Genomic DNA, 12,437 nt, shown 5'->3' with positions numbered 1-12,437 from the left:
AGGTAGATATCATGCAATCAGAAGCACTAGGAATGATTGAAACAAAAGGCTTGATTGGCTCTGTTGAAGCGGCTGATGCCATGGTTAAAGCAGCCAATGTAACCTTGCTTGGTAAAGAACATGTTGGTGGTGGCTTGGTAACGGTCATGGTTCGTGGTGATGTTGGTGCGGTCAAGGCAGCCACAGATGCCGGTGCAGCTGCAGCGCAACGTGTAGGTGAATTGATTTCAGTTCACGTTATTCCACGTCCGCATAGCGAAGTGGAAACCATTTTACCAAAACACAACTAATACGACAACGATTGAAATGAGAGTAAACGCCTATCCTGAGTAAGAGGGTGGGCGTTTTATCTAAGGTTAGTGGATTGTAAAAGATAGGGAGAAGGCTATGGCACATCAGGCAATTATGGATGGGAATACAGCAGCAGCTCATATGGCATATGCATTTAGTGAGGTTGCAGGAGTTTATCCCATTACGCCAAGTTCAACAATGGGAGAAAGTGTCGATATTTGGCAAAGCCAAGGGCGAAAAAATATTTTTGGTCAATCTCTGAGAGTTGTTGAAATGCAATCAGAAGCAGGTGTAGCTGGCTTTGTACATGGCTCTCTCAAAACAGGAGCCTTGACAACCACCTTTACCTCTTCACAAGGTCTTTTACTCATGCTTCCAAACATGTACAAGATTGCTGGCGAATTGTTACCAACAGTTTTTCATGTTGCAGCTCGTTCTATTTCTACGAATGCACTCAGCATTTATGGAGACCATAGTGATGTAATGGCTGTCCGCCAATCGGGCTTTGTCATGCTTGCAGAAAGTACTGTCCAGGAAGTGATGGATTTATCAGCAGTAGCCCATTTAGCTAGCCTTGAAATTAGTCTTCCTTTCCTGAGTTTTTTTGATGGATTTCGTACGAGTCACGAATTGCAAAAAATTAACGTGTTAGATGATGATGATTTAAAGAATCTCATTGCTCAAGATGCGCTTGAAACCTTTCGCTCACGTGCGATGAATCCAAATCATCCAACAGTCTCAGGAACTAACCAAGGACCAGATACCTTCTTTCAACAACGAGAAACAGTCAACCGTCATTACCAAGTCACTCCCTATGTTGTCAAAAAGTATATGGATAAAATCAATCAGCTTCAAGGCACTCATTATGATGTAGTGAACTATTACGGACATCTACAAGCCGAGCATATCCTCATTGCCATGGGGTCTGTATCCCAAACCATTGAACAGACAGTTGATTATTTGAATCAGTCTGGTAGAAAGGTTGGCTTTATCCAAATTTACTTGTATCGTCCCTTCCCATCCGAAAGACTTCTGGAAGTCATTCCAGCAACCGTTACTTCGATAGCTGTCTTAGATCGGACAAAAGAACCAGGTTCGATCGGTGAACCGCTCTTATTGGATGTACAGGCTACTTTTTATGAAAGCTCCCTTCACCCTAAAATCATCGGGGGACGCTATGGGATTGGTTCAAAAGACACTAGCCCAGAGCAGATAGTAGCTGTTTTTGATGAGTTGCTAAAGGTAGAACCTAAAAAACAGTTCACGGTTGGGATCGAAGACGACGTCACCCATCTGTCTTTGACAGTAGGAGAAAAACTAGATTTGACCCCATCAGATACCTATCAGGCAAAGTTTTGGGGAATGGGCGGAGATGGTACTGTAGGTACTAGTAAGTCCATCATAAAATTACTTGGGGATCACACTGAGAGGAACATTCAAGGCTATTTTTATTATGATTCTCGTAAGCAACGAGGATTAACCATTTCTCAATTACGCTTTGGAAAAGAAACCATCAAGTCTAGTTACTCTGTACAAACGACAGACTTTGTCGCTGTTTCAACTCCAGCTTATTTGAGAAAATATGACCTGCTCAAGGGATTGAAAAAAGGCGGAATTTTTCTGCTTAATACACCGGATGATGTGGACGACGTTTGCCGTAAGTTACCCAATGATATGAAACGGTATCTAGCCGAAAATCACATTCAGTTTTACATCATAGATGCCTTTCAAATAGCACAGGAAGCTGATATTTTTCCAAGGACCAGCCTTTGTCTTGAAGTAGCTTTTTTTGAAATTTTGCAGCTACTTCCCGCTAGTCGACAAGTGTTAGAAGCAGAAATGCAGACTAGCTACGGCCTAAAGTCACCAGAAAAAATGGAGAAATACTTAAATGCCATTCATCGTTCGATTGGCGCTGTTCAGAAAGTCCTTGTAGCCAAAGAGTGGGGGGATTTATCAGACAGTAAGCAAATTCTTCGAAGAGATTTGAACCAATTTTCTTGTCAAATCCAAATGCCAGTGAATTGTTTGAAAGGGGAGCACTTAGCAGTTGGATCCTTAATAGATAATGGCATGGCAGCAGGAGATATGCCACTGGGACTAGCTCCACAAGAAAAGCGAAATATAGCATGGGAGATCCCAATATGGGATGAAAATCATTGTGTGCAATGCAATCGCTGTTCCTTTGTTTGTCCTCACGCTGCCATTCGTCCATTTTTAGCAGAAGAAGATGAGTTGCAAGTAGCCCCAGAAGGCTATCGTGTCATGGATTTCAAAGGTAAAGATGGCATGTACTACCGCATTCAGGTATCTGTAGAAAATTGCACAGGTTGTGGTCTTTGTGTGAATGCTTGTCCAAAGACAGGTAAGGCCTTAAAAATGCTGCCACTCAATCAGCTTGCTCAAGAAGAAATTAGTCAAGAAACGGTCAATTGGGCTTTCTCACAAACATTATGTATCAAGGAAAATCCAGCCAAATCAGGAACAGTTGCGCATACCCAATTTGAACGCCCACTGTTAGAATTCTCAGGTGCTTGTGCGGGTTGTGGTGAGACATCCTATGTTAAACTATTGACTCAATTATTTGGAGATCGTATGCTGATAGCCAATGCGACAGGTTGTTCTTCGATTTGGGGAGGTATGATTCCAACTAGTCCTTATAGCAAAAATTGCCACGGTCAAGGACCAGCTTGGAGCAATTCTCTCCTAGAAGACGCAGCAGAATTTGGTTATGGCATGGTCGTCTCTAATGAGGTTCGCCGAAAATCCTTGATTCCTATTATGCAAGAAGCTAAAAAAATAGCGAATGTAGAACTGTCATTGCTCATCGAAGATTGGATAGCGCATATGGATGAAGGATGTGGTTCGCGCGCACGTGCTAGCAAACTCTCCAGTCTGCTAAATGAAGTCCGTGAGGAGCAGAGTATTTTTCAAGAATTGTATGATAAGCGTGACTTGTTTGTTAAACCTTGTCAATGGATTATTGGAGGAGATGGCTGGGCCTATGATATCGGTTATGGTGGCTTAGATCATGTCATTGCTAGTGGAGCCGATGTGAACATTCTTGTTTTAGACAATGAAGTCTATTCCAATACAGGTGGTCATTTATCAAAAGGAACTCCGACTTCTGCGATTACAAATTTTTCAGTAGATGGAAATCGCAGTGCTAAAAAGGATTTGGGCATGATGGCGATTACCTATGGCAATGTCTACGTTGCTCAAGTTGCTAGTGGAGCGAATCCAGAACAAGTTATCAAGGCATTTGAAGAGGCAGAAAACTACCCAGGTCCGTCGATCGTCATTGCCTATGTTCCGTGTATTACGCATGGTTTACAAGGTGGAATGAGTCAGACACTGACCGAAGCTAGAGAAGCAGTAGAGAGTGGTTACTGGTCTCTTTACCGCTACAATCCATTATTAGTAGAACAAGGAAAGAACCCTATGCTGCTTGACTTTAAACAACCAGATTTTAGCCAAATGGTTCAGTTTATGCTGAAACAAGAGCGATTTTCAGACCTAAGGCAAGCTAATCCCACTGAGGTAGAGAAATTATTTGAACAGGCAGTTGCTCAGGCAAAACGTCGTTTTGAACAGTATGCAACCCTGTCCGGTGATCTAGAGACAATCAATAGACATCAAGAAAAGAAAATTAATCGTAAGCAAGAATTCATTGCAGTAGACGTTGAAGATGGATTTCAGGCGATTTTGAAGGATTTAGAATTCTAAGATGAAAAAGGTTTTTCCTCTTCAAGGGAGAAAATCCTTTTCCTGTATCAGTCACAAGGCTTGTTTGGAAAAGGTAAAAAAGTATTTTTAAATACAATAATTATAAAAAACAAAACATTCCACTAAGGGAAAAGTTCGGATTTTCAATGTAGATTAAATTGATAGAAAATTATATTTTATAACGATGTCTAAAATGTCAAAACAGTGCTAATAGAGGGTTTTATAAGCAAAAAGAAAAGAGAATTTATTCATATACTAGTTCAAAAAATACTTGACATTACAACTATGGAAAGGTTTACAATTTTACTGTATAGTAAGACATCAACTAAATGATAAAATAGTTGTAGAAAGAGGAGAAGCATGGTAGAAGAAGGTTTGTTTCCCATTGGGAAAGCAGCTAGTATGAGTGGCGTCTCAGCTAAGACATTGCGCTATTATGAAAGTCTGGGGCTCATCCTCCCCAAGTACGTCTCAGAGGATACCAATTATCGCTACTATGATAAGACCACCTTACTCTTGATTCCGATGATCAAGTATTACCAACAGATTGGTCTTAGTTTGAAAAGAATTAAAGAGTTGATTTCCTTTAATGGTTGTTCCAATCATTACAAATATCTACAGCAAAGACGCAATGAATTAGAAGCGGAACGGCAACAATTACTGGTATCCATGACATCGATTGATGACTGGCTACAATTAATCATTGAAGGTGAAATTTGTCTACAAAACAATTTAACGACAATCAAGGGACCGACTATTAGTTTAAAATATTACCAAGAAGAATCATCCTATTATCATGTGGAGCAACCCTATAAGTATTGTTACAAGGAGTCTATTATCAATCTTGAGTGGACAAAATTTTTGGAAGAAAAGAAGTTAGAAGTATCCGGTCCTGTGATTTTAAAGTATGACTCCTATGTGAAAAAAATGACAGGTGAGATTCAATCCTCTACAATCCTTCAGCATGTTTTTCCAGAATCAGCAGATTTTGGAACATTTGGGGGATTTATGGCATTGAGTTGCTACCATATAGGTTCCCTCAATGATATTGGTGAAACCTATCAAAGTATGATTCAGTTTGCAGATGAAAATCATTATGAGCTGAAGCAAGAATGCTATGAACGCCATGTTATTGACTACTGGGTGACCCAGAATGAAACCGAGTTTGTAACGGAAATTATTGTGCCAATTAGGACCAAAGATAGACTTCGGGTAGGCTAGTATATTGTCTATCATTCTTTGACTGATTAGAAAGTCAGAGGGTGATTTTTTTGTTGTAATATCTGAGTTTTCCATCGCTATTTGGCAAAAAAGTGTCCACGAAAACAACACCTTATCTAGCAACTTTTTCATAAGGTGTTAAAATGATAGAGAGCATAGTCAAACTTGACTGACTTTTGGTTAAATTGTAGCTGTACAGTTTGTTATGCGTAATGAGGCAAGGTATTGTCTCTGGCTTGGTCGAAGTCGTTTACGATTGCCATTTTCGTTTGTCGCAAATCTTTTCACTCCTAATCTTAGTGTGTTTTTGATAAGCCATGCTATAATAAGATAATCTTAATAGGAAGAAGACCCTCATGAAAATAAAATCAAAAGATGAGTTTGGACAAGATAGTCATATCCGGATTGAATCAGTTATTATGACAACAGGTGACTTTGGTCCTGTTTTTTATACTAACATTGAAAAACAAGCGAAGTTAATTCAAGGTTTGTTGACAAATTTATCTGATTCAAAATCAGGAAATCACTATTTTTATATAGGAGATGCTGTTGATACATCTAAGGTGATGTTTCGTGTCAATCAAGAAAAAGTCATTTGTCATCTCAATTATTCAGATTATAAATTTTCAATAATTAGTAAAATGGGAAACAGATTTTGCCAGTCGGGACATTTAAACAATGTCCTATCATTGGTTTAAGCTTTCAATTGAAGAATATTGTTATAATAAAACTACCTTTATCATCTTGAGGAATTGAAAATGAAATTTAGAATTAATTATGTTAAAATGGCTATTTATAAAAGCATGAGACGTTTTTTTCCATTGGGGCTAATCTACTCGTTTGTGACCATTATCCATTCGTTATTTTTAGCACCACATAGTTTTTTTTCTGAAACCATGGGCTTAAAACTTTTCAAAAATACTTACATTGCTTACATTTCAAGTCGTCTCATTAATTTTAATAATTTAGTATTAGGACTAATTGTGGGGCTTTTTGCAGCCTATTTGTTGAAAGAACTTTTAGAAGAAAAAGTTGAAAGCCCTTTATTATCGAGTTTATTTCTCTTTTTAACAGTGTGGTTTATTTTGGGAAGTTCTAACCTTATTATTGATAATAGGTTTGTGGCACAACCTTTTTGGATCTTGCTTATTTTATTTACTTTTTTATTTGCCTTTTTCAGTCACATTGTTCGAAAATGGGAATGTAAATTTCCAATGTTGGTCTGGATCCCAATTGTTACCCTTACTTATGTAGCAACTTCTTTTAATACTTGGGCAAATAAAGTTCCAAATATTGATCCTAATTTTTCTTGGCAAGGATTATTATACAGTTTGATAGGAAGTGGACCAGTACAATTATACAGTGTCCTAATTTGGTCTATTGTTGCTATTATCATTTTCATTTTTGGTTTCCCAAATCCTAGCTTCTTGATTTGGCCAGATTCTTCATTACCATCAGTCAGTGCAAATTTAAATACGGTATTAAAAAGCGCAACTGCAAAAATCCCACATCTTTTTAATTTGTATACTGTTCAATCTTCATTTGCACTCTTTGGCGGAGTTGGATTGCTTTTAGCATTAGGATTTGCTATCTATATTTGTTTACAAAAAAATCCTAATCACTTAGCAAAGCACTTTTTATCCTTATCTTTTATTCCTTTATTATTTGATCAACCTCTACCTCTTGTTATGGGGTTTCCTATTATTTTTCAACCATTATTGTTGATACCCATGGTTCTATCAACTATTACCGCAGAGTTGATTGGAGCACTTGTCTTATATTTGGGATGGCTAAATCCTGCTATTTATAATGTCCCTGGAGGGACACCAAATCTATTGTTTGGCTTTTTAGCTTCTAATGGTGATTGGCGATATTTCATAGTTATTTTCATCATCATGATTATTTCAACGTGTATTTATTACCCATTTGTTAAAAAAATTGTTAGAGGAGAAAATAATGATCAAAAAGTGGCTTAATTATTGTCTTGCTCTATCTGTTTTAATAGGATTTGTTTTTATGGCAGTAGTGGGGAGAAATCATGTCATTAGTTCTACTAAAACAAATCAAAGAATATTTCAATCAAGAATGGTGCCAACTATTATGGTACCAGGATCAAGTGCAACTCAAGAACGGTTTAATAGCACTATTAATTCCTTAAATCAAATGGGAAGTAAACATAGTCTTTTGAAATTAACAGTCCAAACTGACGGTAGTATCAAGTATACCGGTCAATTACAATCAGGTGATAATCATCCTTATATTGTCATTGCTTTTCAAAATAATACAGATAGCTATGCAACTATTAAAAAACAGGCAAAATGGTTATCTAAGGCATTAAATGATTTACAAGAAAAATATCATTTTAGAAATTTCAATGCTATTGGTCATTCAAATGGTGGGCTTGATTGGACAGTTTATTTAGAAAAATATTATAGTTCATCTTCTCTAAATATCAAAACCTTGATGACAATAGGAACTCCTTATAACTTTGAAGTAACAGATACCTCTCACCAAACAGAGATGTTAAAAGATTTGATTGCGAATAATAAAGCTTTACCTAATACGTTAACCATGTATAATATTGCTGGGACACAAACATATGATGGTGATTATATTGTACCGATTTCCAGTGTTGAGTTAGGAAAGTATATCTATCAAAATCAAGTCGCACACTATACACAGGTTACAGTCTCAGGTGATGATGCAGAGCATTCAGACTTACCACAAAATCCAGAAGTACTCAATTTAATTGCAGAGCATATTTTAAAAGTGAATACTAAAAAAGGTGCATTCCGACCTAAAGGATAAACTGGATCAGTTACACAAAGTAGACAGAATTTATAAAGCGTTCCAGACTACTCGTAACTATGGGAGAAATCCTATTGACTAAAAGACAGCGCCGTCAGTTTAGTGATGACTTCTAGTAACTATCAGATGCCCTTATCACTGAGACTTATCTCACACGAACAATTTATAAAAATTGTATAGAGAAGTGTTGCCTGTTCACGCTTCTTATCTCATGAATGTTTTGAAAAATTCTATATGTTTCCAGATGATTAGGTCACGCAGATCAAGCGAAAACTTTAAATACATGCCGTTATTGGTATTATGCTGTGATCAAACAATTTCAGATGAAATTACCCAGCAGGATTAAATCCTTCCCCTACTAAAAGCTTGCTAAACTAGATGTAAGTTCAATAAACCCAATAAAAATGCAGGAATCAACTTGTGCAACTTATTCCCCTTAAATTTGGACTGCTGGGGGAGGTGTGCTATAATAACACTATGACGATTCGACAATTTCTTTTTATGGCCTTTGTTTGCGCCTTTGAAACTTATTTTTTCAATGATTTATTGCTTTCTGGTGATTATGTATTTGCCTTATTTTGGGGTCTGTTACTTTTTAGAGATTTAACAAGGGCACGTGCCATTAACAAATTGACTAAAACAATTATGGAAACAACTAGTTTTCCCAAGAAGAAAGACTAATTTCCCCACTTCTAAGTGTTTGGAGGTCATTATTTTCAAGCTGAACGATGAGGTGACCTTGGTCTGTTAAGTCAATGGCAGTCGCTTGTTTTTTGTGGTTATTTTCTAAGAAGGTCACTTGTTTATTAAGAACAAGTGATTTTTCTTTGTAAATTTTTATATGGTCTTTGATTGATATAGATAAAAAAAGTTTCCAAATATCAATGATGAGATCATTACGAGTGATGGTAGGTGTTGATATAAAGAGAGAGCCAGCTTTCATGGCAATGTCATCTGGAAAATCGGTTACAAAAAAGTTTAAGCCAACCCCAATAATGACATCTGTAATTAAACCTGTTTCAACAGATGTAATGGCTTCTGTTAAAATACCGGCGATTTTGTGTTTCCCAAGGTAAATATCGTTGACCCACTTGATGTTAGTATCAATGCCCGTTAATCTTGAAATAGCTTTGACGATGCTAGAAGCAACCATCATGGTATAAGGTGGCATGTCAGTATAAGGGGTATTGGGTTTGAGATGCAAAGACATATAGATGCCACCGTGATTAGCTGCAAAAAATGATCTATTTAAACGCCCTTTGGCTGCGTATTGGTTGGGAGCTAGATAAAGTCTAGGAGCACTATTTTGAGAATCAATGCCCTGTTTGGCATCTAGCTGAGTGGATTGACTTTGCGTATTGTAACTAACCGGTATATCAAGTTCTTGACTAATAATATTTGGCAATAAAATATCCCCTTGAACAATACGGTAACCTTTGTGCTTTAAGGATTTGATCTGAACGCCTTGATTTTCTAAACTTTTGATTGACTTCCAAACGGATGTGCGAGACAGATTGAGCTGTTCTGCTAAATATTCGCCACTAACAAAGTCAGTGGTCTGTGTTAATAATTGGTAGATTTTATCAGATGTTTTCATAATTCTAGTATAGTCTAAAAGCTTTAGATTTCAAGTAAAAAGACAATTGGATGGAATTTATTATGGAAAAAGAGCTTTCTAGTAGCTGAGTTTCTAAGGAAAATCAAAAACGAAAAATATATTGCAAAATAAATCTTTTTTGATATAATTAACTAGTTAACATCATAATTAACTGGTTAACTTACGGAGGGGTAAATGAAGCGTAAACAATTATTGGTTTTAGCAGGATTGGTTTTGTTGTGTAACTTGACCTTAACAGCCTGTCAGACGGCAAAAAAGCAGCAAACGAATCAGCCTAAAACAAAACAAGTGAGCAAAAAAGCTAACTCAAAGAAACAAAAAACGGCTAAAAAAGCTCGAAATAGTAAAAAAGCGCGTAAAGGTGTCGCTGGAATTGATTTTCCAACAGATGATGGCTTTATCTTAACCAAAGAGTCAAAAATTTTATCAAAGACGGCTCAAGGGATTATTGTTGATCATAATGGACATTCGCATTTTATTTTTTATGCTGACTTAAAAGGAAGTTCATTTGAGTATTTAATTCCAAATGGGGCAAAATTAACCAAGCCAGAGGGAGCAAAGTTAGTCGCATCTGAGAAATCTTCTGTTAAGGCGACTGACCCACATCACCATTATGAATTTAACCCGGCTGATATTGTGGCTGAGGATGCCTTGGGGTATACGGTTCGTCATGGGGATCATTTCCACTATATTTTAAAATCAAGCTTATCAGGTCGTGTACAGGAACAAGCAAAGCAAGTTGCAACACATCTTCCGCAGACGACAGGTCCAATATCTACTGCAACAACAAGAGGTATTCCCGGGTTGCATTTTCCCACATCAGATGGTTTTAAATTCACTGGTCAAGGCATTGTTGGTGTGACGAAAGATAGTATTTTAGTCAATCATGATGGGCATTTGCACCCTATTTCATTTACAGACCTTCGACAAGGAGGTTGGGCACATCTTGCGGATCAATATGATCCATCCACTAAATCCCAAAAACCAGCAAAACCAACTGAGGCGGAACAAGCGGATCTTGAAAAAGAATACCAAGAAAAATTAGCTTATTTAGCAAGTAAATTGGGTCTTGATCCATCAGTGATTAAGCGTGTCAAAACACAGGATGGTAGACTTGGTTTGGAATACCCTCACCACGATCATGCCCACGTTTTAATGTTATCTGATATTGAAATTGGTAAAGACATCCCAGATCCACATGCCATTGAACATGCTCGAGAATTAGAGAAGCACAAGGTTGGAATGGCTACCTTAAAAGCTTTAGGATTTGATGATGAGGTTATTTTGGATATTGTACGTACCCACGATGCGCCAACACCATTTCCATCAAATGAGACGAATCCCGAGAAGATGAAAGATTGGTTGGCAACGGTTACTAAAATTGATTTGGGAAGCCGGGCAAATCCGCTTGAACGTTATGGTCTTTCTATGTTGCCTAACCTTGAAATTTTAGGCATTGGATTTACTCCAATTAAAGATATTTCACCAGTTTTACAATTTAAAAAATTGAAACAACTGTTGATGACTAGAACAGGTATTACAGACTATAGCTTTTTGGATTATATGCCTCACTTAGAAAGTATTGATATTTCTCAAAATAATATTAAAGACATTAGTTTCTTGAGCAAGTACAAACGGTTAAGTTTAGTGGCAGCAGCTGATAATGGTATTACAGACATTAGCCCGCTTGCCCAGTTACCGAACCTTAAATTCTTGGTGTTAAGTAACAATGCCATTTCAGATTTGACACCGTTATCATCCTTAACCAAGTTGCAAGAATTGCACGTTGATAATAATCAAATCACAGATCTCAGTCCAATTTCTTATCGCGAGACGTTGACTGTAGTGGATTTATCACGCAATAAAAATGTAGACCTATCTACTCTAAAAGCACCAAAACTAGAGACGCTTATGCTTAACGGTACGAATGTTAATAACTTAGCATTCTTGAAGGATAATCCAAATGTGTCTACTCTTGCCATTAATCACGCTAATTTGGGATCTCTTGATGGGGTGGAAGCAAGCAAGGTGATTGGTAGGCTTGAAGCACAAGGAAATCAGATTAAAACCCTTGTTCTCAAAGACAAGCAGGGGTCATTAACTTTCTTGAATGTGACAGGGAATCAGTTGACTTCATTAGAAGGTGTTAATAACTTTACAGCTCTTGATACCCTAAGTGCATCGAAGAATCAATTAACAGATGTGGCGCTTTCAGAACCGAATAAAACCATTACAAGTCTTGATGTTAGCCATAATCATATTCCATTAACAGATCTTAAAGTAAATGATCAAGGGATTCCAGAAACCATTGCAAAAAACTTCCCAGCCGTTCAAGGAGGTTCTATAGTAGGTAATGGAACAGCAGAAGAAAAAGCTGCTACGACTGGTAAGGCTGATAATAATGCTAAGAAAGATTCAGAAACTCAAGAGCAAAAGCATGATGTTGAACAGTCAGAAAAAGAAAACCATAGTCATGATGGACATGCTCATTAATTGATTTGAATGGTTAAAGTGTGTCTTTCTCAGCTGCTAATTACTGACTGTATCTAAGTTTAAAAAGTGATTGAGTAGAATATTTCATCTAAGGTTACTAGAATCACATTAATATAAAAACTGTATGAAATCAATGGGGTAAAAGCCGATATTTTGTACAGTTTTATTATTTTAGGAGTTTTCACTTTCTTTACAACTGGACTGGCTATTTTTATTAGAATAAGTCAAAAGAATTACTCGGAAAATGCTAAAACATGTTATAATATATTGGTTATTGAGT

At 37.0% G+C, this 12,437-nt stretch carries 9 protein-coding genes; 8 read left to right on the top strand and 1 reads right to left on the bottom strand.

Features of this window, described 5'->3' with window-relative positions:
- The first annotated feature begins 11 nt into the window (after window positions 1-11).
- The 7 genes from eutM (at window position 12) to H346_RS0104055 (ending at window position 8,727) form a co-directional block, all read left to right on the top strand.
- Window positions 12-290: an ethanolamine utilization microcompartment protein EutM gene (gene eutM, locus H346_RS0104085; RefSeq protein WP_027969967.1), complete on the top strand. Its 279-nt coding sequence runs from the start codon at window positions 12-14 to the stop codon at window positions 288-290.
- A gap of 97 nt (window positions 291-387) precedes the next feature.
- Window positions 388-4,017: a pyruvate:ferredoxin (flavodoxin) oxidoreductase gene (gene nifJ / locus H346_RS0104080; protein ID WP_027969966.1), complete on the top strand. Its 3,630-nt coding sequence runs from the start codon at window positions 388-390 to the stop codon at window positions 4,015-4,017.
- Window positions 4,018-4,377: 360 nt separating this feature from the next.
- Window positions 4,378-5,238: a MerR family transcriptional regulator gene (locus H346_RS0104075; protein WP_027969965.1), complete on the top strand. Its 861-nt coding sequence runs from the start codon at window positions 4,378-4,380 to the stop codon at window positions 5,236-5,238.
- 356 nt (window positions 5,239-5,594) lie between these two features.
- A complete protein-coding gene (locus tag H346_RS09650; RefSeq protein ID WP_037562591.1) occupies window positions 5,595-5,936 on the top strand; it encodes a hypothetical protein in 342 nt (113 codons plus the stop codon).
- A 60-nt stretch (window positions 5,937-5,996) separates the two neighbouring features.
- Window positions 5,997-7,214: a PTS sugar transporter subunit IIC gene (locus tag H346_RS0104065; protein ID WP_027969964.1), complete on the top strand. Its 1,218-nt coding sequence runs from the start codon at window positions 5,997-5,999 to the stop codon at window positions 7,212-7,214.
- On the top strand, window positions 7,198-8,046 hold the full coding sequence (locus H346_RS0104060) for an alpha/beta hydrolase (RefSeq protein WP_027969963.1): 849 nt from the start codon (window positions 7,198-7,200) through the stop codon (window positions 8,044-8,046). The genes H346_RS0104065 and H346_RS0104060 overlap by 17 nt, the downstream gene beginning before the upstream one ends.
- Before the next feature lie 477 nt (window positions 8,047-8,523).
- Entirely contained in the window at window positions 8,524-8,727 is a 204-nt protein-coding gene (locus H346_RS0104055) for a DUF3272 family protein (protein ID WP_027969962.1), read from the top strand.
- On the opposite strand, the gene birA is transcribed toward H346_RS0104055, so the two are convergent.
- Window positions 8,702-9,643: a bifunctional biotin--[acetyl-CoA-carboxylase] ligase/biotin operon repressor BirA gene (gene birA / locus H346_RS0104050; RefSeq protein ID WP_027969961.1), complete on the bottom strand. Its 942-nt coding sequence runs from the start codon at window positions 9,641-9,643 to the stop codon at window positions 8,702-8,704. The two genes, H346_RS0104055 and birA, sit on opposite strands and share 26 nt — an antisense overlap.
- A 195-nt stretch (window positions 9,644-9,838) precedes the next feature.
- Between birA and H346_RS0104045 the strand changes: the two genes are divergently transcribed.
- Window positions 9,839-12,157: a leucine-rich repeat domain-containing protein gene (locus tag H346_RS0104045; RefSeq protein WP_027969960.1), complete on the top strand. Its 2,319-nt coding sequence runs from the start codon at window positions 9,839-9,841 to the stop codon at window positions 12,155-12,157.
- The last annotated feature ends 280 nt before the right edge of the window (window positions 12,158-12,437 follow it).

This window comes from Streptococcus castoreus DSM 17536 (assembly GCF_000425025.1).
Classification (GTDB): domain Bacteria; phylum Bacillota; class Bacilli; order Lactobacillales; family Streptococcaceae; genus Streptococcus; species Streptococcus castoreus.
Note: the sequence above shows the minus strand (reverse complement) of the source record. Positions and strands in the feature narration are given on the sequence as shown.

Coding starts and splice junctions, on each gene's coding strand:
- H346_RS0104075 (WP_027969965.1), top strand. CDS start 4,378: ATGGTAGAAGAAGGTTTGTTTCCCATTGGGAAAGCAGCTAGTATGAGT.
- nifJ (WP_027969966.1), top strand. CDS start 388: ATGGCACATCAGGCAATTATGGATGGGAATACAGCAGCAGCTCATATG.
- birA (WP_027969961.1), bottom strand. CDS start 9,643: ATGAAAACATCTGATAAAATCTACCAATTATTAACACAGACCACTGAC.
- eutM (WP_027969967.1), top strand. CDS start 12: ATGCAATCAGAAGCACTAGGAATGATTGAAACAAAAGGCTTGATTGGC.
- H346_RS0104055 (WP_027969962.1), top strand. CDS start 8,524: ATGACGATTCGACAATTTCTTTTTATGGCCTTTGTTTGCGCCTTTGAA.
- H346_RS0104045 (WP_027969960.1), top strand. CDS start 9,839: ATGAAGCGTAAACAATTATTGGTTTTAGCAGGATTGGTTTTGTTGTGT.
- H346_RS0104065 (WP_027969964.1), top strand. CDS start 5,997: ATGAAATTTAGAATTAATTATGTTAAAATGGCTATTTATAAAAGCATG.
- H346_RS09650 (WP_037562591.1), top strand. CDS start 5,595: ATGAAAATAAAATCAAAAGATGAGTTTGGACAAGATAGTCATATCCGG.